At 54.6% G+C, this 24,837-nt stretch carries 16 protein-coding genes; 14 read left to right on the forward strand and 2 right to left on the reverse strand.

All coding sequences use genetic code 11. The features are described from left to right. Window positions 1-161 precede the first annotated feature (161 nt). Entirely contained in the window at window positions 162-491 is a 330-nt protein-coding gene (locus tag M3087_RS11525) for a hypothetical protein (RefSeq protein ID WP_022383998.1), read from the forward strand. Window positions 492-620: 129 nt separating this feature from the next. Here M3087_RS11525 and M3087_RS11530 read toward each other — a convergent pair whose 3' ends face one another. Next, window positions 621-1,283, reverse strand: a complete 663-nt coding sequence (locus M3087_RS11530) for a porin family protein (protein ID WP_249095817.1) — start codon at window positions 1,281-1,283, stop codon at window positions 621-623. 398 nt (window positions 1,284-1,681) lie between these two features. Here M3087_RS11530 and mazG point away from each other — a divergent pair, with 398 nt between their 5' ends. Continuing rightward, window positions 1,682-2,467 (forward strand): nucleoside triphosphate pyrophosphohydrolase, encoded by a 786-nt coding sequence (gene mazG / locus M3087_RS11535; protein ID WP_249095818.1) that lies wholly within the window; start codon window positions 1,682-1,684, stop codon window positions 2,465-2,467. 230 nt (window positions 2,468-2,697) lie between these two features. Beyond that, a complete protein-coding gene (locus M3087_RS11540) occupies window positions 2,698-3,702 on the forward strand; it encodes a class II fructose-bisphosphate aldolase (protein WP_022383995.1) in 1,005 nt (334 codons plus the stop codon). Between the two features lie 324 nt (window positions 3,703-4,026). On the opposite strand, the gene M3087_RS11545 is transcribed toward M3087_RS11540, so the two are convergent. Continuing rightward, a complete protein-coding gene (locus M3087_RS11545) occupies window positions 4,027-5,301 on the reverse strand; it encodes an ATP-binding protein (protein WP_249095820.1) in 1,275 nt (424 codons plus the stop codon). A gap of 1,807 nt (window positions 5,302-7,108) precedes the next feature. Between M3087_RS11545 and M3087_RS11550 the strand changes: the two genes are divergently transcribed. The 11 genes from M3087_RS11550 (at window position 7,109) to M3087_RS11600 (ending at window position 24,695) form a co-directional block, all read left to right on the forward strand. Beyond that, on the forward strand, window positions 7,109-7,705 hold the full coding sequence (locus M3087_RS11550) for a DUF3575 domain-containing protein (protein ID WP_249095823.1): 597 nt from the start codon (window positions 7,109-7,111) through the stop codon (window positions 7,703-7,705). Between the two features lie 19 nt (window positions 7,706-7,724). Continuing rightward, complete coding sequence (locus M3087_RS11555) at window positions 7,725-9,134, forward strand: DUF3868 domain-containing protein (RefSeq protein WP_249095825.1); 1,410 nt, start codon at window positions 7,725-7,727, stop codon at window positions 9,132-9,134. Window positions 9,135-9,160: 26 nt separating this feature from the next. Further along, window positions 9,161-11,242, forward strand: coding sequence for a fimbria major subunit (locus tag M3087_RS11560; protein ID WP_249095826.1), 2,082 nt, complete (start codon window positions 9,161-9,163; stop codon window positions 11,240-11,242). A 305-nt stretch (window positions 11,243-11,547) separates the two neighbouring features. Beyond that, window positions 11,548-12,816, forward strand: a complete 1,269-nt coding sequence (locus M3087_RS11565; protein ID WP_022383859.1) for a FimB/Mfa2 family fimbrial subunit — start codon at window positions 11,548-11,550, stop codon at window positions 12,814-12,816. Between the two features lie 8 nt (window positions 12,817-12,824). Continuing rightward, on the forward strand, window positions 12,825-13,388 hold the full coding sequence (locus M3087_RS11570) for a DUF3575 domain-containing protein (RefSeq protein ID WP_249095827.1): 564 nt from the start codon (window positions 12,825-12,827) through the stop codon (window positions 13,386-13,388). Window positions 13,389-13,442: 54 nt separating this feature from the next. Further along, window positions 13,443-15,752, forward strand: a complete 2,310-nt coding sequence (locus tag M3087_RS11575) for an Mfa1 fimbrilin C-terminal domain-containing protein (protein WP_249095828.1) — start codon at window positions 13,443-13,445, stop codon at window positions 15,750-15,752. Between the two features lie 13 nt (window positions 15,753-15,765). Then, entirely contained in the window at window positions 15,766-17,862 is a 2,097-nt protein-coding gene (locus M3087_RS11580; RefSeq protein WP_249095831.1) for a hypothetical protein, read from the forward strand. Window positions 17,863-17,868: 6 nt separating this feature from the next. Next, window positions 17,869-19,161 (forward strand): hypothetical protein, encoded by a 1,293-nt coding sequence (locus M3087_RS11585; RefSeq protein ID WP_249095834.1) that lies wholly within the window; start codon window positions 17,869-17,871, stop codon window positions 19,159-19,161. A 72-nt stretch (window positions 19,162-19,233) separates the two neighbouring features. Further along, complete coding sequence (locus M3087_RS11590) at window positions 19,234-22,080, forward strand: fimbrillin family protein (protein WP_249095864.1); 2,847 nt, start codon at window positions 19,234-19,236, stop codon at window positions 22,078-22,080. A 111-nt stretch (window positions 22,081-22,191) separates the two neighbouring features. After that, on the forward strand, window positions 22,192-23,376 hold the full coding sequence (locus M3087_RS11595) for a BF2992 family fimbrillin-A clan protein (protein ID WP_249095866.1): 1,185 nt from the start codon (window positions 22,192-22,194) through the stop codon (window positions 23,374-23,376). Window positions 23,377-23,411: 35 nt separating this feature from the next. Continuing rightward, window positions 23,412-24,695: a hypothetical protein gene (locus M3087_RS11600; RefSeq protein WP_249095868.1), complete on the forward strand. Its 1,284-nt coding sequence runs from the start codon at window positions 23,412-23,414 to the stop codon at window positions 24,693-24,695. The last annotated feature ends 142 nt before the right edge of the window (window positions 24,696-24,837 follow it).

The following is a 24,837-nucleotide window of genomic DNA, read 5'->3' on the forward strand; positions in this document are numbered from 1 at the left end:
AAAAAATCACGAATGGGCTAAAAAAGGCTCTGTATATACAGACTTTTTGGAAAAAAATATCCATTTCCGGCAATTGCCGATATTGGATGCCTTTTTATTTGCGCCTGACTGTTCTTTACCTATATATTTGCCCCATTACAAACTTTAAACCATATAATATCATGAAATTATTTCAACTGATTGGCTGTGTGCTGTTAAGCATGGCTAGCGTGGCATTTGCATCATGCGACGATGATGAGGACATGGTTCTTCAACCTACGCAAGCTGAAATTATGATTAAGTACCTTCAGGAACATAGGATTCTGCGGGTGGAGGTTGTTTGTGAATCCATGGGATTTGAATCTACTCCCAATAATGAGTCGACTTCGTATCGGATAGAGAATCCGTTTATTGTGATTACGTATCGTCCGGATTTCAGCTGCAAGTTTAACCTTAATAATTTGATAGGTTATAAGGATCTTGGTGATTATGTTATCTTATATTTTAATTAAAATCCTAGTATCATGAGTGAACCGTCCGACCGGGGCAGAATTACCGGACACTCAAAAAGAGGAGGCTGACCCTTGCCATCAGGCAAAGAGCCAGCCTCCCATAGTTACGAAACGATGTAAGATGTTTTTTTAGAACTTGTAGCCGATAGTGATGTGGGCAGCTATGTTGTGGATTTTGGAATCCTTATCAAATTCCACGTCAGCAACTTCCATGTTAGGCTGGTCGTTGTCCTTACCAGAGGGAGCAATGTTGGCCAAACCGAAGTTGGCGTCGATGCCTGCAATGAACTTGCCAAATTCGAAGGCAACGCCTACGCCCAGACCGCAGTCGAAGCGTTTGAGAGCGTCTTTACCGAAGGTGTTTATTTTCGTCTTCTCTTCACCTGCTTCAAACTTGTATTTTCCGTTTAACCCGTAGGCGAGGTAAGGACCGGCATTGAGTACCACGTTGGTTGAAGGCAGTGAGATGCGATAGGCAGCCATGATGGGCAATTCCAGGTAGTTGGCATTTATGGTCTGCTTTAATGTGAATAGCGTTCCTTCTATATTCTCACCGATGCTGCTGGTCGTTCCTTTGCGGACGAAGAAGAGGTCCGGATGCAGTTCCCAGTGTCCTCCCAGACCGATATTCATGCCTACACCGACTTTGTAAGAGAAGAGGGGGTCGCCGTTGGCATCTCCAGTGAAATTGGCAAAGCCCACACCGGCTTTCGCGTGAAAATTGATGTCCTGGGAAAAGCTTATGACCACTCCCATGAGGACAAATAAAGTGAAGGCCAGGATCTTTTTCATTGTTTAAAGGTTTTGGTTTGTCAGTCCGCAAAGCTAGGAGTTATTTAATAGACTGCAACACTCCTTGACGGTGCCTTCCTGACTCTTTCGGTTTTCTGTTATCCTTTTTTGAATCAGTGGTGTAAAAACTTATGTAAAAAAGCTGGTGGGGGGGGGTAAAATGGATATATCGCTAAAGTCCCGCTTGTGGGCTGATGTGAAAGTAATAGTTTTTCGCTGTATGGCGTTCGTTTCCTTTGGCAGTAAAATGAAGTATTAAAAAAAAACGTAAAAGGGGAAAGGAATATTCCCTTTATCCTCCAAAACGACTTTTCCCCTTCCGGATGGAACCGGTAAAGCGGTAATATCATTACCTTTGCAAGGATTCAGTTAAACCCTCGTCAACAAAAACAACAACGATGCATACACGACAAGAACAATTGGAAGCATTCGGACGCTTCCTGGACATACTCGACGAACTGCGTGTGAAGTGTCCGTGGGACAAGAAACAGACCAACGAAAGTCTGCGCCCCAATACCATCGAAGAAGTCTATGAACTCTGTGATGCCCTGATGAAGGACGACCCCAAGAACATCTGCAAGGAGCTGGGCGATGTCCTGCTGCACGTGGCATTCTATGCGAAGATAGGCTCTGAAAAGGGACAGTTTGACATCAAGGACGTCTGCGACCGTCTGAGTGACAAGCTGGTCTTCCGCCATCCCCACGTGTTCGGAGAAGTGAAGGCGGACACTGCCGAACAGGTGTCGGAGAACTGGGAGCAGATCAAGCTGAAGGAGAAGGACGGCAACAAGAGTGTCCTCAGCGGAGTGCCCGACGCGCTGCCCTCGCTCATCAAGGCCTACCGCATCCAGGACAAGGCACGCAACGTCGGCTTTGACTGGGAAGAGCGCGAACAGGTGTGGGGCAAGGTGAAGGAGGAAATCAGCGAGTTTGAAGCCGAAGTGGCTGACATGGACAAGGAGAAGGCGGAAGCGGAGTTCGGCGACGTCCTCTTCAGCCTCATTAATGCCGCGCGGCTGTACAAGATCAATCCGGACAACGCCCTGGAACGTACGAACCAGAAGTTCATCAGCCGTTTCAACTACCTGGAGGAACATACCCTGAAGGCAGGACGGAAGCTCACCGACATGACCCTTGCCGAGATGGATGCCATCTGGGAGGAGGCGAAAAAGAACGAAAAGTGAGGGCAGGAGAGGGGAGGGACAGCCGTTTCCTTCCCTTCTGTGCTTGCAAACTCAAGGTAGCAAACATTTGTCAGAAAGGTTGCAGGAGGCATCAAACTGAAGGAATTTTCAAGAAAAGAACGGAATATTTGCAACTTTTGTGGTCCTTCCTTTCACATTCTTTGCTACTTTTGTGCCGACGATAAACAAACGAGAATCAATCATTCATCAATTTTAATAACAATTACACTATGGTAAGTTATAAAGAATTGGGCCTTGTGAACACAAGAGACATGTTTGCACGCGCCATCAAAGGTGGTTATGCAATCCCTGCTTTCAACTTCAACAACATGGAGCAGATGCAGGCCATCATCCAAGCTTCAGTAGAAACCAAGTCACCGGTCATCCTGCAAGTGTCAAAAGGTGCACGTAACTACGCCAACCAGACCTTGCTCCGCTACATGGCTGAAGGTGCCGTTCAATATGCCAAGGAACTGGGATGTGAACATCCTGAAATCGTGCTCCACCTCGACCACGGAGATTCGTTCGAACTCTGCAAGAGCTGCGTGGACCTGGGCTTCTCTTCCGTCATGATCGACGGCTCACACCTGCCGTATGACGAGAATGTGGAACTGACCCGTCGCGTGGTGGAATACGCACACAAGTATGATGTCACCGTAGAAGGTGAGCTGGGCGTGCTTGCCGGTGTGGAAGACGAGGTGGTTGCCGAACATCACACTTACACCCGTCCTGAAGAAGTGGTTGACTTCACCACGAAGACCGGTTGCGACAGCTTGGCTATCTCCATCGGTACCTCACACGGTGCATACAAGTTCAAACCCGAGCAGTGCCACGTTGACCCCGCTACCGGACGTCTCGTTCCTCCTCCCTTGGCATTCGATGTACTCGACGGTGTCATGAAGGAGTTGCCGGGCTTCCCCATCGTGCTCCACGGTTCTTCTTCCGTTCCCCAGGAATATGTTGACATGATCAACCAGTTCGGTGGCAAGCTCGAAGCAGCCATCGGTATCCCCGAAGACGAGCTCCGCAAGGCAGCCAAGTCCGCAGTTTGCAAGATCAACATCGACTCCGACAGCCGTCTGGCGATGACTGCTGCCATCCGCAAGGTATTGGCTGAGAAACCTGCCGAGTTTGACCCGCGCAAGTACCTCGGTCCGGCTCGCGACGAGATGAAGAAGCTCTACATGCACAAGATCGTGAATGTGTTGGGCTCTAACGACAAATTGGCGAAGTAACAATTTAATTTCCAAGTCTCTCCCGATTCCTTCCCTGCGGAGGAACGTGTATAGATAAGGGCGCGAATCAGGCAGAACCGTGAACGGTCTGCGTGGTTCGCGCTTTCGTTTTCTACCAAGTTTATTCCTGCTTGTATGATATTTGGATATAATGTGTAATGTGTCATAAATTCGTTCGGTCATTTGTGACGGAATCCCACAATGACGTCCGATATAAATAATGTAGGGGCGACCCGACCGGTCGCCCCTACATTCGATTACATTCCATCAACTTGTTTATCCGTTTGGGCTTCAGCTATCAAACCCCCTGTTTCGTCATTGTGCTCAACTGTTGAGGCAGGTAATGGGAACCACGAAAATCCCGTCGGGGCGGCGATAGGCGTATGGACCGACGGCTGTTAGGACCATCAGGAAGGCAGGTTGGGGCATGCGGGTGTGGTCGATTGTTTCAGCCAGCTGTTTCATGGAGTCTGCCGCCTCTTCGATGGCTTTCTCTCCTCCCAATTTGATTTCAATCAAGGCATACGTCCCGTTGCGGCGGTGCAGGACCGTGTCACATTCCAGCCCGGAACTGTCGCGGTAATGATACAGACGTCCGTCCAGCACGTCTGCAAAAATACGGAGGTCACGGACGGCAAGGTCTTCAAAGAACAGTCCGAAAGACTCCAGGTCATTCATCAGGTCTTTGGGACCCAGGCCCAAGGCTGCCGTGCCGATGCTCGGGTCCACAAAGTGGCGGGTGTCACTCGTACGGATTGCCGCCTTGCTGCGTATATTCGGATTCCATGCCTCCAGGTCCTCAATGACGAACAACCGTTTGAGTGCCTTGATGTAATCCGCTACCGTGTCTTCATCCAACGTCTGCGAATCATTGGACAACATGTCCGCCTTGATGGTTGCATAAGAGATCTGTTGGGAAATGTGCCGGGCATACGAACGCAGGAGCAGGCGTGCCCGGTCTGCATTCCGTTTGACACCATCGACGCGTTGGATGTCCCTTTCCACGACCGAATCGAAATAATCCAGTGCTTGGTCCAAGGCAATCTCACCCTCCAGCAAGGTGGCTTGCGGCCATCCCCCACGGCAGGTATAGTAGGCAATATCCTCCAGTCCCTTCTGATTGACTTGTGGCTTTAGAGGCTCACCTTCGAACAGTTTTGTCAGACTGACGCTGCCTGTCGACTCCCCCGATTCAAGCAGGCTCATGGGGCGCATCTTGATGCGTGCAAATCTGCCAGTCCCGCTGTGGATGGTACTTTCAGCATCTGGAAGGACCGATGAACCGGTCAGGATGAATTGCGAAAAGTCTCCCCGTCGGTCTACTTCGCTCCGTATGGTATCCCATAGCGGTGGAATGGTTTGCCATTCGTCTATCAAGCGTGGTGTATCTCCTTCCAGCAAGGTGATAGGGCTGAGCTCCATCATTTGCAGACTTTGCCGCAGTACGTTGCTGTCTCCGAGATTGAGCATACTCTTGGCCTGCTGTTTGGCTGTTGTGGTTTTGCCGCACCATTTGGGGCCTTCAATCAGAACAGCACCCTTACCTGCCATTTTCCGTGCCAACAATTTATCTGCAATTCTAGGTTTATAGGCTACCATATTTTATTGTTCTTAGTCTTAGGCAAAGATATATCTTATGATTTTAATATCCAATGTTTTATTTATAAATTCGGTCATTTATGGTGATTTTGTTCGGTCGTTTGTAGTGAATTTATTCGGCTATTTGTGATGGTTTTGTTCGGTCATTTGTGGAGGAATCCTGTCATAGCGTCCAATAATAAGTTAATGTAGGGGCGACCGGTCTGATCGCCCGGTCCAATCACGCCTGTTCAAATCCATCCCAATCACACCTGTTCTCATTTCGTCCGTCCCACCATTTCCTCCCTTTCAATATTCCCACCCATCAAGAACAACTGCCCTTCGGCATGTGTATCGGGCGATCCGACCGATTGCCCCTACCTTTCGGGGATGATTTCATTCGCTTGTTTGCAGAAGGAATCCTGTATTGAATAAGCGATTGACAGAGAAAGTAAATACAAAAATATTTGTAATCCAAGTAGCAAAGCTGTAACTTTGCATCAACAATTTCCGCCACGCCTCTTTACAATGCGTACCAGGGCGGAACTTTTTTTATATATTTATGGTAACTCAGATTGTATCATCTCAATATGGTGCATTTTGGTTTGCTGATAAATCCTGTATGTAGTATAGCGTCCAATAATAAATAATGTAGGGGCGACCGGTCTGGTCGCCCGGTCCAATCACACCCGTCCAAATCCATCCCAATCACGCCTGTTCCCAATTCGCCTGTTCCACCATTTCCTCCCTTCCACCATTCCCATCCATCAAGAACAACTGCCCTTCGGCATGTGTATCGGGCGACCCGACCGGTCGCCCCTACATTTTTGGGGGATGATTGGACATCACACTGCCGGAAGTTATCAGTTGTCAATCAAAACGCCGCTTTCCCTTTACAAATGCACGAGAAATGCCGTTTTCTTCTAACGCGTATTTGATGAAATTCGGAACAAATAGCGTGCAATCACAAAGAAAGGTTAATGAAAATGCCGGAAAAGGACTCCTATTTTAGAAAACTATACATTTCATTTTCGAAATACTTACATTTTGAGGCTCAAACAATATTGTTTCACGTGCGAAACACAAGTGTTTGACGAGTCAAACAATATAGTTTCACTTCCCAAACAATATTGTTTCATCCGTGGAAGTCAAATGTTCGGAGAATGAAAGGCAAAAACTCCGGGTTTCGTTCGCTGGAAGATGAGGCGTGTCAATAAATCGGAAGGTATCATCATGTGTGCTGTGTGGGAATCCTGCTGTCGCATGGGAAGGATGTTGCTCTTAGGTTGTGTCGGGATGATAACGCTTGGAACGAATCTGTGTTAATGTGTATTTTGCGAATTGCCTGAGAAGGGCCTCGGAATCCACCCAATCGTATTTTGGTGCGAGGAAGGGCACTGTGGAGTCCTTCGTTTGACATTTTGTCAAAACACCTCTTCGGCGGTCAATGGCAGCCGTCTCTCTTGACAATGGACGACGGATAATGGACAATAATCCCCAGGCGTGGGGCGGAATCCTCCCTTCCTCATGGATGCCCGGTGGCGGGAACAGCTTGGGAATGTCTGTAGGAAGCCGTCCGTCTACTGGAAGGAGGGGAAATCATGCATTTGGATGCATTTGTACATGGATGTATTTTATAATTCGCTAATAAACAGTGAAATGATGTCTTCAGATGTACATTGATGTTCGTCGACTGTACGCGCTATTCTCTCTAATTTTGCAACGAAAACAAATTCCGTGCTCGTGCGGTCCTAAATATACGCAACAGGGACGGGATTTAAAAGTGATACGTAAGACAACTAGCATTTATAAAACAACAATGCACCGTATGATAAAGAGATCTTCAACACTTCTCATCTATCGCGTACTCGCGTGTATGATACTGTTGCTGTGTATGACCCCCGCCATCCGTGCACAGAAAGTGGCTGTAAAGACCAACTTGCTCTATAATGCAACGACGACTCCCAACATCGGGGCGGAGTTGCAGACGGGGAGGCACACTTCGTTGCAGGTAATCTATGGACTCAACCCCTGGAAATCGACCGATAGCGAACGGCTGATGCGCCACTGGGTAGTCAATCCCGAATTCCGTTACTGGTTCTGCCGTCCCATGATGGGACACTTCGTCGGTGTCGACGCACTGGGCGGAGAATACCGTGTGCAGGGCATCCACCTCCCCTTCGGCATGTTCCCTTCGCTGAAGGACAACCGCTACGTGGGCTGGTATGCCGGAGGCGGCATCGCCTATGGCTATGCGTTTCCACTGAGCAAGCACTGGAACGTGGAGGCTGCCATCGGCGTGGGCTATGTCTATACGCAGTACAAGAAGTATGAGTGTGAACGTTGTGGCGCACTCCTCGGACGCGACCACAAGAATTATGTAGGCCCGACGAAGGCCGCTATCAACCTGGTGTATGTTTTCTAACCCCATACCCTGAACCATTATGAAAACGAAGAATGTTTTTCTCACTTTCATCCTTGCGATGGTATGCCTGCCCCTTGCGGCAGGCACACCTCGTGTGGATATACGCAAGCTCACCGCACGCTCCAACTCCGGAAAGCTGGTCGTGTCGATGGAGTTTGTGCTGGACGAACTGGATTTGAAGGCTGACCAGCTCATGGCTTTCCAGCCGGTCATCACCTCTGCCGACGGAAGCCGGGAGATGCCCCTGACGCCTTTCCTCGTCACGGGACGCCGCGCCCACATCTACCACGAACGGGCAGGAAGTGATGCCTATCCCGATGCGGTCGAGATGCGTCGACGGAACGGCACGGCACAGACGTATGCCTACACTGATGTGGCTGTCTACCAGCCTTGGATGAAGGGTGCCACGCTCGCCGTGATGCAGGACCTCTGTGCCTGCGGCGACAAGCTGGAGCAGGCGACTGCCCAGACAGTCCGCATCGACTACGACCCGTTCGACGAGGTGCAGTATGCGTTTGTGACGCCGAAGGTGGAACAGCCGAAGGTGCGCGAAGAACGGGGCAGTGCCTTCCTTGACTTCCGTGTGAACCGGACGGAGATTGACCCGCAATACCGCAAGAACCCGGAGGAACTTGCCAAAATCATCCGTACGATTGACTTGGTGAAGAATGATACGAACGTGCTGATTTCGAACATTGATATTCATGGGTTCGCTTCGCCTGAGGGTAGCTATGCCAACAACGTACGTCTGGCAAAGGAACGTTCGAATGCGTTGAAGGACTACGTGCGTGTGTTGCACCGGCTGCCTGACAACCTGTTCCGGGTGGAGTTCACGGCTGAAGACTGGGACGGGCTGCGCCGTTGGGTGGAGGCTTCCGACCTTCCGATGCGCGGTGATTTGCTGGCACGGATTGATGCGAAGGGTGAGCCTGACACGAAGGAGGCAGGAATCCGCCAACGTTATCCCGAGGTCTACCGTCGTCTGTTGTCGGAGGTCTATCCGGGACTGCGCCATGCTGACTACCGGGTGGAATACGTTGTGAAACCATTCACTGTGGAAGAGGCCCGGAGGGTGTTCCGTACGAAGCCCAAACAGCTTTCATTGAACGAGCTTTTCCTGTTGGGCAACAGCTATGAGCAGGGTTCGGATGCCTACAACGAGGTGTTTGAGACGGCTGTGCGGATGTTCCCCACTGACGAGACTGCCAACCTGAATGCTGCGAACATCGCCTTGTCGCGAAGGGATGTCGCGTCTGCCGAGAAGTTCCTTGCGAAGGCGGGCAACAGTCCGGCGGCTGTGCATGCCCGCGGTCTGCTGGCAATCCTGAAAGGGGATTACGACACTGCCCGTCAGTTGCTTGGGCAGGCTGCTGCAAGCGGAATGGCGGAGGCACAACATAACTTGGATTTACTAAAGAGTATATACTAATCAAACTAAAAACAACGACTAATTTTATGAAGGTATTGAACAACTTCAAATGGATGGCGGCTGCAATGCTGGTGGCAATGACAGCTGCATGTAGCGATAGCGATATTGCTACGCAGGACTCTGTCCCTACTCCGGGATTCAATGAGAAGGGGGAAGGATTTATGGCTGTCAGCATCAGCCTGCCTTCGATTGACGGTACACGTGCTGCTAGCACCGAACCTGAATATGTGGATGGCGAACTCTATGAATATGAGGTGAAGAATGCCACCTTGCTCCTTTTCAACGGTGCGGACGAGGCTAGTGCCAAGCTGCACTCGGCTTACGACATCTCGGGCACTTTCCCCGCAGCCAATGTGAACAACCAGATCACGACACAGCGCAGCATCGTGCAGCTGGCTAACAAGAACGGTCTGACCGGTAACATCTATGCCTATGTAATCCTGAACAACCAAGGTCTGTTCACACTGGAAGCTCAGGCAAACAACGGCTCCGGTACGGTATACGATTCCAAGGCTGCCGACTTGAAGGTGGCTGTCGACGGTATCACGGACGGAAGCGGTTCGGCTGTTGCCAACGGTACTTCGTTGACCGGAAAGACCTTTGCCGACTTTGAAAAGCTGATGTTGACGGCTCAGAGCTCTGCCAAGTTGCTGACCGGTAACACCGGTGCCACTGCCGACTACAAGAACGGTTTCATGATGACCAACGCTCCCGTGGCTTCCGCTACGGCAGGTTCGTCATTTGGCGGTAAAATCTATCGTCTGGCAGTGGTTGACCCTGCGTTGATTTTCCCGACTCAGGAACAGGCTCAGAGCAGCAAGCCCGCTGCAACCATCTATGTGGAAAGACTGGTGGCCAAGGTACAGGTGAACGACAAGGTTACCGATGCGACTGTAACCAACAACAAGACACTTACGGTGAAGATCGACGGCTTCATGGTGGACCAGACTGCCAAGTCGATGTATCTCTCACACAACGTAGGTGAGGGCACTGCTGCCGCAACGGCTTTCCCGACCAACATCTTCAACTGGGCTGCCTATAAGTCGAACTCTAATTTAGAGGCATTGACGGCGAACCCCTATCGTTTCATCGAGAAGACTGCCATCAACAACGGTCAGACTTTCAATGGAACAGGCGAAGATCCCGTTTACCGCATCCACTGGGCCATCGACCCGACCTATGCAAAGGGTACGAACGACGGTAAGCACTCTACCCTTTTCAACACAGTAGATGCTGCTCAGACCATAGATACCTACTTGAATGCTTTTGCTGATAAGAACTATGTACAGGCACAGCCGGGCAAGGTTGTTTATGCACTGGAGAATACCTTCGGCGTAGACCGTATGAAGGACAACCAGACCACTCGTGTCATCATCAAGGCTCACTATCAGAAGGGTGGTGAAGATGTGAAGGACTTCTATACCGACAGTCAGACCGATGCTATCTTTACTGAAGCTGATTTCATGAAGCAGGTGAAGTCGGTGGTATTCAAGACTCCCGCGGTACAGAATTGGTTCAAGGCAAACCTTGCTGAAGGTTCTGCTGCAGCAGAGGGTGACAAGAACCTCGAAGTCACCTTGAACTACAACGGCACTTCTGACAAGGCTGCCGGTATCGTAACCGTGGCTTCCGTAACTCCGAAAGAGGATGGTGCGACATTCAAGGCGGATAAGGCTGACTTCCCCGCTGTAGCGGAAATCAACAAGCAAATCCTGAATGTCTTCAAGTACTATCTCGGTGGCTATGCTTACTATACCGTCATGATCAAGCACTTCGGCGACGCACAGACCCCGTGGAACAACGGTGAGACCTTCACTCCGAACGCTACCCGCATCTCTTATCCGTATCAGAATGCAGGCGGTAAAGCCAATGGCGCTTTTGATACCACAGCCGAGCAGAACTACCTGGGTCGTTACGGTATGCTGCGTAACACCTGGTACAATGTGGATGTGACAGGTGTTTCCGCCATCGGTCAGCCGACTATCCCGACTGTAACCCCGGGTACTTCCGGTGACGGTAAGGATGATGACTCTGTAGAGATGTACATTCATACCCGCATCCGCATCTTGCCGTGGGCAAAACGTTCACAGTCTGAGGTTCTGCATTAATAGACTCATTCTTTTTCAAAGAGCATAACAACAATTGTTCCTCTGGATGGGGGAGTGCCCCGGCATTCCCCCTCCATCAGGGACTTTTACTAAGAACAGGCGGCAGGAAATCATCGATTCAGACGAAAGAAAGGCGAACGGGAACAGTCGGACTTGCACACTTGCTTTTGTTCTCTGAGTGCTTCCGAAGCATACGGCTGCGGAAACACCTGGAGAAAAACCAAGACAACGATGACGGTGTCCTGACTCTTTTCCTCCGCTGATATATGAACCTAAAGAATCGCCTAACTTAGAAAAGTGTGACAATGAAACAACGAATAGACAAGACAAGCATACGCCTGCATTCGTACGGATGGTCCGCGCTCTTTCTGTTCTGTCTGGGCTTGCTGCCTCTCCTGACAGCCTGCTCGCTGATGGATGAAGACCGGGACGACTGTCCCATGGGGCTGTATGTCACTTTCGTCTACGACTACAACACCGAGCAAGCCGACCTGCGCAAGGACCAGGTGGGCGGCATCACTTGCTATGTAATCGACGAAGACGGAACCATCGTGGCTTCCCGGTCGGTAGAGAATACCCCCGGCAGTGCTCCACTCTCGCAGTATGGATACCAGATGACCTTCCCCGAACTGGCTCCCGGCAATTACCGGCTGGTGGCTGTCGGTGGTCAGCAGGGATATGAAACCCTTTTGGGACAACCCGGTGCCAAGTTCCGCCGTATCCCGGAGTTAGGAGTCGGAGACAACATCAACGACCTGCGCATCCGGCTGGACCGTCAGTCTGCTGACACGAGCATCGTTTATCGCAGTTTTTCGAAGCGCGGAGCTGTTCGCGACACGTTGGAGCGTAGGCTTCAGGCTCGCGTGGTGTCGCATCAGCGTCAGGGGCTGGATACCTTGTGGCATACGCTGGTGACCGACACGGTGTGGAATGCGGCGCATACGGACTACCAGGTGCGTGCCGGGGAAGAGAGCTTGTCCGCTCTCCCGGTATGGACGGTGCGTTTCCAGAAGCCTACCTATGCCGTAGTGCCGTTGATTCGTGACACGAAGGAAATCCACGTTTCAGTGAAAGAGTTCCTGAATACGGCGAATGAACCTTCGCCCGACTATGACGTGTTCATTACGGCTGACAACGGTGAGTTGGGTCCGATGAACAGCCTCGTGCCCGGTGACCGCTTGCTCTACCTGCCGTTTGCTCAGCGTAAGAGTGAATACCTGAACGGCGAAGATGCAGAGGGCAATGTCTCGACCTTCCCCCGTACGGCAGAGAGCCATTTTGACTTCACGACTTCACGTCTGGTGCTCAATGAGGATGCGGCCAAGGACGCACAGCTCTTCATCGTGAACCGCAAGACACGTCGGCTGGTTTATCGGGAGAATCTGAGCAACCTTCTGGTGAGCAACCGCACTGCTCCGGAAATCATGAGATACACCCCGCAAGGCTTCCTGGACCGCCGTCACAACTACGACTTGCAGTTCTTCCTGCTGGATGGAGAATGGCAGTACGTGCAAATCAGTGTCGGTATCCTGAAGTGGACGGTGCGTACCCAATTGGAAGAACTTAATTCCTGACTTTCCCCATGCCCCGCCTCCTCCTCCCGTTCCTCCTCGCCGTGCTCCCGGCAGCACTCTCCGCACAGACCGTGCGGTTGAAGAACAACCTGCTGTGGGATGCCACGCTGACACCCAATGTGGCGGTCGAGATGGAGCTGGGATGGCACACCACGGTGCAGGCGGCATACGGGTTCAGCCCGTTCAGCCTGGGAGAGGGGAAGAAGTTGCGAAACTGGTGCCTCGCACCCGAAGTGCGCCACTACCTCCGTCCGTGGTTCAAAGGACACTTCTTCGGCGTCGCGCTCAATGCCGGGCAAGCCAACCTGGGAGGAGTCAAGCTGCCCTTCCGCATCTGGAAGAGCCTTGCCGACCGACGCTATGAGGCGAAGTTCGCTGGTGGCGGACTGACCTACGGCTATGTATGGTCCCTTGGTGACCACTGGGGCATGGAGGCTTCGGTAGGACTCGGCTATGAATACGTGGACTACCGGGAGTATGCCTGTCCCACGTGCGGCGAACGGACCCGCGACAAGACGAAACACTACATCGGGCCGCAGAAGGCGGCACTCAGCGTGGTGTACGAGTTCTAGGATGACGATGGATGGACGACGCTCCATCCTCCCAACAACAACCTGACAACGCAGATGAAACTGAAAACAATACATACGATAGAGATGGCGCTCCTCTGCCTGGGGATGCTGACCGCCTGCTCCGACGAGACGTTGCGCGACGAGCCGCGTCCTGTCGGCATCGAGCAGGTGTTCAACGCCGACGGCGAAGCCTACATGTTGCTCCGTCTGCAAGTACCGACGGAGGGGCGTACCCGTGCTGCCACTCCGCAGGACGGGTACGAGGCTGAATACGCCGTCAATCTCTCCCATTCCTACCTGATACTCTTCTCCGGGGCGGACGAGAACAGTGCCGTGGCACGTTCCGTCTACCGGCTCGACCGCTCGTTCACGAAGGAGAGCGACCCGAACATCACATCGGGGTCTTCGTTCGTGACGCCCATCGTGCGCAACAACATCGGCGACACGGACAAGCTCTATGCCTTCGTCCTCCTCAATGCTCCCGAGCAGCTGTTCCACTTCACGGCGGGCGCCGGTGCGGCAGGCAACACGCTGCGCTTCGGTCCGGACACCTACATCGTGGGCAACACCGATGCAGGGGGGAGCGGCAACATCAGCTTCCCCGACTTCTTCCGGCTCAAGGCCGGCTTTGACTCGTCGGTGAACACGTTGCCCCGGCTCACGCCCGGCGGAAACGGAGAGACGTCCCATCCCTTTGCCGACTTCTACGGCGTGAACTACCTGCTGATGACCAATGCCGTCCTCTCCACCGTGAAGGGAGGAAGCTTGAAGTCTGCTCCGTCCGTGTCGAACTCCTCGACACAGGTCCTTGCGCCCATCGCCCTCGACCGTCTCTACGGCAAGGTGTCGGATGCGGCGAGTGGAGAGCCTGCCGCGACCATCTACGTGGAGCGTGCCGTGGCGAAGGTGAACGTGAGCAAGACGGGAACGACGGCAATCGGCAAGGACGACGGCAATGCCGCCTTTACCTATGATATTACCGGCTGGACCCTGCTCAATGCCGCCCGCACGGCATACCTGACGAAGCACATCGACAACGGTGACGGTTCACCGCAGGGGACCTTCGCTACCTATGCCCGTTATGCCTCTTCCGGCGCAGCGGACAATTACCGTTTTCTGGGTGCTTCTCCGCTGGGAACGGGGACGCCGCTCTACCTTATCAACTGGGCCGTGTCTCCCCATTACAAAGCTAACTACAATGCCGCGAACTACCTCAATACGACCGTTCCCGACCGTGCTGCATGGCACAACTCGCTTGCGGATGCCGACTACCCGATGGAGAACACCACCGACGTGGACCGCATGCGTCAGCGCACCACGACCGCCGTCGAACTGGAGGTGACCCTCGGTTCGTCGAAGAACGGGCAGGAGATACGGAATTACGGCGTGCTGACCTCCAGCGAACTGCCCGACGAGGTCTTCACCGTGCAGGGGCTGAACAACCTGGTGACGCAGAAGCTGCTTGCCGACCAGAACCTGAAACTGCTCGCCGACCTCTTTGCGAAGGATGCGACCTACCAATATCCTGCAGGCTACTCCGTGACCCAGGCGCAGCTGACGGCGTGGCGTACCAACTGGCTGACGCTCTTCCGCAGTCTGCTCAGCCAGCCGACGGCACAGCAGTTCCATGCAGCCAACACCGACCGCTTCCGGACCTCGTTTATGGCGGAGGACCGGACCGTGCACTTTGCCGACCTATACGGCATGAACGGCACGACGCCGTTGCTGGCTCCCAAAGTCAACCCGGCAGGGACGGCGACGGGCGACTTCGGTGCAGCCTTCGCTGCGGCGGCTTCCCACTTCAAGAGCGATGCCGAGCTGACCTCCGTCACCGGACTGGAAGGACTCGTCCGCGTGAAGGGAACACCCGTGACGTGGACCAATAACCCGACCGGTACGGATGCCACCCACACCGAGGTGGCACAGGTGCTGCACAACTTCCTGACTTCCGCGCTCTCCTGGCTGGCAGACAACTACACCTCGCGCTTCGGCTTCTACCGGGGCGGGAAGATGTACTACGTCGTGCCTCTCCGCCACTTCGACGACAACGAGACACCGTGGCATGCCGGCGAGACTCCGACACCTTCGCAGGTGGTCTACCCCAAGACCAACGACGAAGCATCCGGAGCGACCGTCGCCACACAGGGACAGAACTACCTGGGACGCTACGGCGTGGTGCGCAACAACTGGTATGAATTGCGCATCACCGGCGTGGACAAGCCCGGCACACCGGAGCCGCAACCCTTTGATGCCGACCGCGAGGACGACTCGATGGTGAGCTACCTGCGCTTCTACATCGAAATCCTGCCGTGGCGCGTCAAGAGCGACCAGAATATTGACTTTACACACATAGATGCCAACTAAACTGCCATTGACCATGAACAGACTGAATATACAGACAGACCGCCTCGCAGGGGTGTTCAGCCGACGGATGTTGCCGCTGTGCCTCCTGCTCTTTGCCGTGCTGCTGGGTGCCTGCTCCGACATGAAGGACGACATCGGTCCGTTGCCTGAGCCACAACCCGTAACGGTGGGGCAGACTTGTTTCCGCTTCCACATTTCGCTGGCTGAGCCGGGTGCTCCCACTACCCGTGCAGAGGAGACGGGCGAGTCCGTCGGTTCGGACCACGAGAACGCCATCCGCTCGTTCTACGTCTTCATCTTCGACGGGAACTACGGCTATGTGGCAGACATCAACCTCACCGGAAAGGTGGAGAACAACACGGAGTATCTGTATTCTGCCGATAACCTCACCCTGAAGTCCGGTACACACTACATGGTGGCGTTTGCCAACCTTACACCGGAACAGTACGAGAAGGTGAAGGCGATGGGAAAAAACTTTTCCACTCTTCCTCCCGAAGAGCTGGATAGCTACAAGTACATGTGGATGATCATAGGCTCCGGACCGTCGGTTATGGGGATGTCGCGTTTCTACGACGTTATCAACTATTTTGCCCGCGACTCCTACGGACGGCAGACCTTCCTGGAGGAAGCTCCCGACGGATGTATCCAGATGCAGGCAATCGGGACGGACAACGCCAGCTCCTCCTCGTTCGACCTCAGTGAAGTGCATTCCAAGGACAATCCGCTCGACGTCCACTTCGAGCTGACCCGCAGCGTGGCGAAGGTGCATCTGCTCTACGCCGACACGGAGACGAGTGGGGGAGTGGACTTCCTCAAGACGTACAAGAAGGCGGACGAGACCGGGGTGACCAACATCAACGGCGGCATCGGCTTCATCCGTGCCGACTCGGTCTACTACACCGTCAACAGCCTGAACCGCAAGATTTACCTCATCCCCAAGGAGGCGGAGCCGAGCAAGTATTCCAAGCTGTGGTACGAGGACCCCAACATGGACCTCACGTCGGTGATGCAGAAGGTCGACGCCAAGACCTACCGCTACGACCAGAGCGAGCTCGATGCCGAGTTCGTCTATACACCGCCGCAGGACTACAGCAAGCTGACCAATGCGCAGTTCTACCAGCATTTCGAACGGGCGGAGAAGCTCGATGATGCCAAGCTCAAACGTACGAAAAGCCGTCAGGGTGGCGGCTACGTGAAGGGTGTCTATGCCCTGCCCAACGGCTATGCCAAGCCAACGCCTGACCAGACTGCCGGCAACAACCTGCTGGCGAACAACCGCGTCAACCCCGTCCGCTCCATCACCCACCTGCAGGTGGCTGCCCGACTCATGCCCCGCGAACTCTATGTGGACCGCGCGACGTGGACGTCCGTGACAGACGGCAAGAATACCAACCTGACTGACGAGGAGCGTGACTTTGTGGAAGAGCTTTTCCGCCTGTCTACCACGAAGGATGGCTACTTCTATGAGGATGTCTTCATGTCCGACCGCGGGGTGCGTTTGGCTAAGGGCAATGCCAAGGCAAACTTCGAGCTGGACTGCGTGCACATCGACTTCGGGCAACGCTTTCAGGTAGCGGGAGAGACCACCGTGGTGCCGAACACCACCGATACCGAGGTAGACCTGTATCAGAAAATCGAGCGTTTCCTTGCCCTCTGCCTCAAGGTGCAGGGTGCCTACCGCAACCCCGGAACGGAGTGGCAGGCGAACTTCTTCACGCCCGGCACCTACTGGACCGTTCCCCTGCCGTACACCGACCCGGTGACGGGAAAGCAGGAGACGAAATACTACTTCATCACCGAACGCATGGCACGTACCCCCGGCACACTCACCGGGGTGCGCAACAAGATTGTCCCCCACGTGGGCGGCTGGTGCTACTTCTTCTCCTACATCGAGGACTACAACGTGAAGAACTCTGAGGACATCACCCACTACTCAGACCCGAACATGGGTTATGTCAACTCCCAGCTGCTGCGCAACACCTACTACCTGCCGCAGCTGCATCGCATCACCGTCCCCGGCAACGGCGACGACGGAGGTACGTACATCGAAGTGAACACCTTCAGCATCCCCTGGGTGGACGCTGGTGAAGGTAAAACCTTTTTAGACTGACGAGACATGAAGATAAACTCCCACTTGACAACCCGGCGCTTCCGTCCGTTGCTCCCCCTTCTGGCAGGAGCGATGGGGCTGCTCGCCTCGTGCGTCGTCTCGGAGGAAGACCGGATGATGCGAAAGGATGCGCCGACGAACGAAATCCAGATGAACTTCGTGGTGAGCCGCGCCGGACTGCAACAGATTGACGGCGTACGCATGACCCCGAACATCCTGCTCATGACACAGCAGCAGGCTACCGACTTCGACCATCCGCCTACGGACTACTTGAACTCGGACGACGCCTACACCCACCTCGTGGAGGTGCTGGGCAAAATCAACGACTACTACAAGATGACCTACAACACCGGTGTGGAGTATGCCTCCAACGGCGATACGTACTTCGCGCGGGGCTATGCGCCGGCAGTGGTGCTTGCGCCCCGGGAGACAGACCGTGGTGCGTTCGATTACCGCGAACTGACGTTGAGCAGCGAGGCGGTGTCGGGCGGCAAGCTGCCCCTGGGACGGATGGACTTCCTCTCTCTCGATGCCGACCCGGCTTACTGGGGGAACAAGGAGAACAAGTTCGGACAGGAAAGGAACCGCCTCTACTTCCGCCACCTGACGGCGCAGGTGCTCTTCGTGGCACAGCGTGACCAGTCGATGGTCGACATGCAGTATGTGCGCGATGTCGTGCTGAGCAACATCCGGGTGTACTATTACGGCGGGGCTGATGCCGCTCCGTCTGCCACGGATGACGGCTGGATGCCCTTCAGTGTTCCGCATAAGCTCAACTGGCTGCCGGCCCAGGCAACGGCACAGGACCAAACCTCCTCCATCCACGGCTACAAGGTGACGGAGATGCAGGACCTCCCCGATGACTTCTCCATCCGCACGACGGGACACACCCAGCTCACCGTGGGGCGCGACGTGGCAGTGGACTCCCTCTTCGTCAACGTGCGCACCAGCCGCACTGCGGACACAGACATCGTGAACGAGTCTGCCAGGAAAGGGGTCTTCCTGAAGATGGACGTCAGTGCCCTGCTCTCGCACCTCGACAATTTCCCCATGGACACGCAGCGTACGAACGAAGAGAACGGACTGACCCACACCATGCAGTGGAAGGATGTCATCGTCCCCGTGCATGTGGTGGGCACGACCAATCCCGTGCAGTCCATCGAGACCGGCAAGCGGTACAAGATAACCCTCGTCTTCGGACGCCACAACCTCTACCTCGATGCCGTGCTCATGGAATGGAAGGACGGCGGAGTGCATGACTACGTCTTCCGCCCGCGTTCCAATGAAGTAGGCTCATAATAAATATAGAATTGTCAATTGAATCGAATTGTCAATTGTCCATTGTCAATTGTCAATTGAATAGTCCATTGTATGAACAGATATACCAGATTACCACTCTTAGCATTCGGTCTGCTGCTGGCTGCCGGCTGCTCCGACCTCTTCCATGAGGAGGAGTTGGACGGCATGCGTCCCGATGACCGGGTGGGCGACCTCGTCGCCACACGTGCCGTGGAGGAAGGGACTGACACCATGCATTTCCCCACCGGCTCGCTCTACCGCCTCTTTGCCTTCACACAGACGTATGACGAGGCGGCACCGGATACCTATGACCCTGCCACGATGCTCCGCTTTGACCAGCTCGCCTCGGAACAGGAGACGGGAGAGGCGAACCACAAATACATCAAGGTGGCAAACGTCAACACCGACTTCAGCTTCAACCCGTCCAATGACCGGGAGAAGGCGGACGACCCTTCCGCCAAACGCACCATCGACTTCTACGGCTTCACCTACGACGGGGAGAACCACTATCCCGCCAAGGATACGAAGGAGAACTTCGTACCTTTGCAGCGGACGGCAGGTGTCTCGGCGGACGGCGACGACCCTGACACCTGGTACTATGAGACGCCGGACCTGAGTGTGCAGGACGCCGACGGCTTCCCGAAGGACAGCCTGCGCGACCTCATGTGGGGACGTCTGCTCAACCAGAACGTCAAGACCGCCCTGCCTCACTGCCACATCCCCTTCCAGCACGTCTTCTCGCAGCTCACCTTCGAGGTGATGCAGCAGGAGAATCCGGAGAAGAAAGGGAAGGGACTGTATGACATCAGCATTGCCGACATCAGCCTGACGAATATCTACAGCAAGGGACAGGTCAACCTCCAGACGGGCAGGCTCACCGTGACGGGTGCTCCCTGCACGACCCGGATACACCCCGACGTGCCGGAGTTGCTGACGAGTCCCATCCCCGTGACTTCGTCGCGCTTCTCCACCTCGCTGGTCTTCCCCACACACGGGGATTCCTACGACCTGGCAAGCGGGGTCACTGCCCCCGGCGACGACAAGACCTATGCCCTCCAGGCGCAGGTGACGCTGAGAGGTGACAGATATGTGCTCAACCGCTTTGCGATGAAGGCATACAACGGAAGCATCGACAAGGTGGTGCCCGTTCCCAATAACGAGGATACCGCCACCCTCGTGCTGCCGCCTTTTGAGTTGCCGCGCACCGTGCAGAGCGCGGATGAACCGGGCGAGACCAAGCTCTATCTCCGCGCAGGCTACAGCTACACCGTGCGCATCTCCTTCCTCGAATACGGCGTGTTCATCGTGACGCAAATCCCGCAGAAGGTGCGTTGGATTCACGGCGAAGGCAAGAAGAACGGTGTGGGCGACGGATCGGACGGTGTGTTCGACTACCAGCTGCTTGCCACCGGTAACCCGGTTTACTTCGGCGGCTCCGTGTGGATGGACCGCAACCTCGGTGCGGAAGAGTGGGACGCCTCCGACCCGGAGACAGACCCCGACCGCCTGCAAGGCTACTACTACCAGCCGGGACGGAATGTTCCTTACTGGCCGTTCTACCAATACGGCTACAACTCTTCAACCCCCCTGCCCACGTGGCGGGACCGCTGGAAAGTGCCGTTGGTGAACAGCGAGGGCAGCGGATATCCTAATGGCAAGATGCGCTTTTTCCCTATCTTGCCCGATTACATGGTTGAGACCGCACGGACCAAGTGGTATAAGCTCTACGAATCCACCAATGAGGCAATGTGGCAATGGGGGGCGGGTGATGTCTTGTCCAATTACCAGCATGCCGCCAATGAGGTTGTGGAGAAGGAGGTGTACGACCAGTGGACGAAGGGAGGAGCCAACAGCCAGACCTACATGCGTGCCACCAAGTATCCCCGGAAACGTTGGGAGGTTGGTCCCTCGGAGCAGCCTGTGCCTCCCGGATGGCGGATTCCCACCATGGACGAATACCTGCAAATCTATCCTTCCTGTTCCGCAGCTGGAAACTATGCCTTTATGCCTGGTCCTTCAAGCGGTAACGGTCAGTGGAGTGATACGAATTTTCAAAATAGACTGCGGAATGATTCTATCCTGCGTGTCTGCATTCCCTTTTACCGACCGGGCATGAAGGCGCCTACCGCAGACATGAAGGATACGCAGGGCAAGAGCTACCTGGAGGGATATGCGCTATGGGAGAAGTTTCATGAGCAGTACGGCGAGCCGGGTAATTATCCCTCCAGGACTACATGGGATGCTCCGGATAGAGACTATGAGACGAATTCCACAGGCGGGGGACGTTTTTGTCCCGCTTATGACCCGGCTCCGGGGCAGGTATCGGTCTACCTCATCGTGCGGAAGCACGATGCCATCGGTTCCTGCATCGAACCGGAGGCGCTTCGGCAAGAGATTGCTAAAAAACCGGCAGGGAATCTGGATCTGAACAGCATCAAGAAGTGGGGAACCGTATACGCCATCAAGGCACTCCACACACCGGAGGCGTATGCCATGCGCTGGAGACTTGAGGTCAGCCCGAAGGTGCAGACCCTGCTGAACGGGAAGAAAGCACCTGTCTTCTACCTGCGCATCGACCGCTACAAGCTGTCGGACCCCGTGAATGCCACACTGGATGCACTGAACTACGAGCACCTCGTGGACTGGAGCAATCCCTCGGCAACCATGTTCCTGCCCATTACCGGAATGGCGAATCTGAAGGAAGATAGAGCTGGAATGTATTATTACGGCATCGAGTCGGTTTACCTGACTGCCTCGATGAGTGATGCCGGTTATTTCTGTGTATGGTTCAAGGCGCCTTGGGGTAACTCCGGTAAGTTGAATGTCCGCCTCGGACTTTCTCCGCGCCTGCCGTTCACAGCTTCATCGACCGTAGGCATCAACAACTTCACCGGCGAGCTCCGCCTTATCAAGCGGTAAGTAAGTGCCACTTTGACCTCATCTATCCGCCACCTGGATGCCGTCTATGTGGCGGATAGATGGCGGCTAACCCAATAAACCCGAAAACAACGAATAAACGCAATGACTTACATGAAACATACATTGGCAGTCTGCCTCGGCAGTCTGGTGCTGGCACTTCTGGGTGCCTGCTCCTCCGACAACGAGGTGCCGCAACCCGGCAAGGAGGAAGGACACCGTGTGGACATTGTCCTCTCGGGCAGCCCTGCTGCAGGACGCACTGTCGGCACCGGCACACGTGCCCTGGGCGTGACGGGAAATCCGGCACAGGTCCATCCCGAACTGGCGAACCCGCGCAGCGTGCAACAGATACTCAACCCTTACCTCGACGACATGGCTATCGGCAGCACCGTCCGTCTGCTGGTCTGGCCTGCCGTAGAGAACAAGACGGACGGCAAATGGGAACGCAAGCCGAATACCGCTCCGCTGAACTGCACCTTCGTGGTGCGCGGTGATGCCGACACCCACTTCTACTACCTCCGTCCCTGCTCGGTCAAGGCGGACGGGAGCTTTGATAAGGAGGTGGGTATGCCCCTCATCCTGCGGGATGGCGACTGGATTATCTATGCCGCGTCGCCTGCCCTTCCGCTGGGCAACAATGCGGAGCTGAAGCTCACCAACGGGCAGGAGTACATGAGCAGCGACTGGCGCTACGTGGAGACCTATCCCACCTATTTCCACCTGGAACCGACGGATGAGGACGTGGTGCAGATGACCCTGAACCCCGTCATCCATCAGAATGCGCGGCTCGTCCTCTCGCTCTACTCCGAGAACGAGTTCATCAGTTCGGTCGACCTGCTCAACGCCGGTATTCAGGTCAACGGACTCCAGCCTCCGGTCTACTACAGCGGTGGTTACAGCATGAACTACACTGACACGCTGCAGACCACCTGGGGCAAGAAGGGCGAGAGCCTTATCCTGCTGAACAAGTACATCACCCCCGTCAGAATCCGTCATCAGGCACAGGATGGCAGCGACAGCATCGTCACCTACCGCGCCTTCAACGTCATGGCGGACATCCTGCCGACGGATGCCACCTCGCACCCCCTGAACATCCTCTTCAGCGGCGTGGTCAACGGCGTCCCCGCAAACTTCTCCTACAACCTCAACGAGAAGGTCTTCCGCCCCGGTTACTACTACCACTATCTGGGCAAGATTGACATCAAGGAGGGTGTCGTCGTCGTCGACTGGGGCTCCAACAGCTGGGAGGCGGATGTGGACCTGAATTATGATGAATCACAATACGAGGATAATTGACAATGGACAATTGACAATGGACAATTTTTTTGGATATGAAGAATTTATTTATACTGCTGTTCGCCCTGTTGGCGTTTACGGCTTGCGATGATTCCGGACGGGACGATGTTCTGCCGAAGAAGGAAGGCGACGGGCTGGTGGAAGTGCCCGTCCACATTGGGTTGCGTCCGATGGTCAATGCAGTCACCACCCGGGCAGAGAATCCGCTGGACCCGGCTACGGAGAACTACATGAACTCCCTGCGCTTCTTTGAGTTCGACCAGGAAGGGTTCCACAACCGCGACGAGGACTACCACGAAATCCTGCTCTCGCAGGGGCATACCTCGTACCCGAACATCACCATCCAGTTTCATGAGCTTTCGCGGACCATCGTCTGTGTGGCAAACGTCACGCCGCGCAACGTGGAGGACCTCTACAACACCTATTCCGGTGAAGGAACCGAACAGGAGGAGGGACACATCACGCTCGCTGACTTCAAGAAGTGGATGATTGACGTGGAATATCAGCAGTACGATGCCGAGACCGCCTATGAGAAGGCCTTCTACTCCAGCGTCTACGAGGGACTGCCCGTCTCCATGCCGATGTCCGCCGTCTTCGAGGGCGTCCCCAGTGACTTCCAGAACAGGGGCATCACCTTCTACATGGGCCGTCTGCTGACGTTGCTCAACTTCACCCTGTCCTTCAAGAGCGAGCTGAACAAGCCCTTCGGTACGGAGTTCTACAACGTCGCGTCGCAGATTCACCTCTTCCCCGGTGAACGGATGGAGGTCGACCGCAACTGGCCGCCCCGTTTCCAGATTGTCGACATCCTGCCTCGCGAAGGCAATGCCTATTGGGGTCCCCGGGAGAGCTATAAGCCCGGAGAGTCCGTGCAACGGTATCTCTACATCCCCGCCACGGCAGCCACCGACTGGAAGACAGCCGTCTATGCCGACCTGTTCTACGGCAAGGCATGCGAGCAACGTTTCGGCAATCCATTGGCGAACCCGCCCGTGCAGGCTGTCCCACGCGACCAGTATGTCATCCCCAATGCCCGTGTCTTCCTGACTGCCAACCTCCTGAGCACTCCGGGTATCGACAATCCGTACCAGCTCGATGCGAACACCATTTACCGCATCCGTCTGAACCTGACGCTGACGGACAAGTCTTCGGAGCTGAAAGACCGCGACATGCCCCCCATCATCTTTGAAGACGGATCGACGACCCGTGCCGCCCTCCCCACACGTACCCTCGCGCTGGGAGAACCTGACGCCGTAACCCCCGACGGTACGTTGGTGTATGATGTGGGAATTTCTTCAATGGATCATCGTTCCAATTGATAATTGACAATTGTCCCCTGCGGCATGTGTATCGGGCGACCCGACCGGTCGCCCCTACATTTTCATGCTGCAATCATTTATTTGTTTTCCCTTGACAGATTTGCCTGAAACATCCTTTCTCGCTAACTCGTCCTTTTCGAAT

Origin of the sequence: Mediterranea sp. ET5 (assembly GCF_023337025.1) — a bacterium.
Taxonomy (GTDB): domain Bacteria; phylum Bacteroidota; class Bacteroidia; order Bacteroidales; family Bacteroidaceae; genus Phocaeicola_A.

What these genes read in the sequence shown, in the direction of transcription:
- M3087_RS11525 (WP_022383998.1), top strand. Translation starts at nt 162, where the DNA reads ATGAAATTATTTCAACTGATTGGCTGTGTGCTGTTAAGCATGGCTAGC.
- M3087_RS11530 (WP_249095817.1), bottom strand. Translation starts at nt 1,283, where the DNA reads ATGAAAAAGATCCTGGCCTTCACTTTATTTGTCCTCATGGGAGTGGTC.
- mazG (WP_249095818.1), top strand. Translation starts at nt 1,682, where the DNA reads ATGCATACACGACAAGAACAATTGGAAGCATTCGGACGCTTCCTGGAC.
- M3087_RS11540 (WP_022383995.1), top strand. Translation starts at nt 2,698, where the DNA reads ATGGTAAGTTATAAAGAATTGGGCCTTGTGAACACAAGAGACATGTTT.
- M3087_RS11545 (WP_249095820.1), bottom strand. Translation starts at nt 5,301, where the DNA reads ATGGTAGCCTATAAACCTAGAATTGCAGATAAATTGTTGGCACGGAAA.
- M3087_RS11550 (WP_249095823.1), top strand. Translation starts at nt 7,109, where the DNA reads ATGATAAAGAGATCTTCAACACTTCTCATCTATCGCGTACTCGCGTGT.
- M3087_RS11555 (WP_249095825.1), top strand. Translation starts at nt 7,725, where the DNA reads ATGAAAACGAAGAATGTTTTTCTCACTTTCATCCTTGCGATGGTATGC.
- M3087_RS11560 (WP_249095826.1), top strand. Translation starts at nt 9,161, where the DNA reads ATGAAGGTATTGAACAACTTCAAATGGATGGCGGCTGCAATGCTGGTG.
- M3087_RS11565 (WP_022383859.1), top strand. Translation starts at nt 11,548, where the DNA reads ATGAAACAACGAATAGACAAGACAAGCATACGCCTGCATTCGTACGGA.
- M3087_RS11570 (WP_249095827.1), top strand. Translation starts at nt 12,825, where the DNA reads ATGCCCCGCCTCCTCCTCCCGTTCCTCCTCGCCGTGCTCCCGGCAGCA.
- M3087_RS11575 (WP_249095828.1), top strand. Translation starts at nt 13,443, where the DNA reads ATGAAACTGAAAACAATACATACGATAGAGATGGCGCTCCTCTGCCTG.
- M3087_RS11580 (WP_249095831.1), top strand. Translation starts at nt 15,766, where the DNA reads ATGAACAGACTGAATATACAGACAGACCGCCTCGCAGGGGTGTTCAGC.
- M3087_RS11585 (WP_249095834.1), top strand. Translation starts at nt 17,869, where the DNA reads ATGAAGATAAACTCCCACTTGACAACCCGGCGCTTCCGTCCGTTGCTC.
- M3087_RS11590 (WP_249095864.1), top strand. Translation starts at nt 19,234, where the DNA reads ATGAACAGATATACCAGATTACCACTCTTAGCATTCGGTCTGCTGCTG.
- M3087_RS11595 (WP_249095866.1), top strand. Translation starts at nt 22,192, where the DNA reads ATGAAACATACATTGGCAGTCTGCCTCGGCAGTCTGGTGCTGGCACTT.
- M3087_RS11600 (WP_249095868.1), top strand. Translation starts at nt 23,412, where the DNA reads ATGAAGAATTTATTTATACTGCTGTTCGCCCTGTTGGCGTTTACGGCT.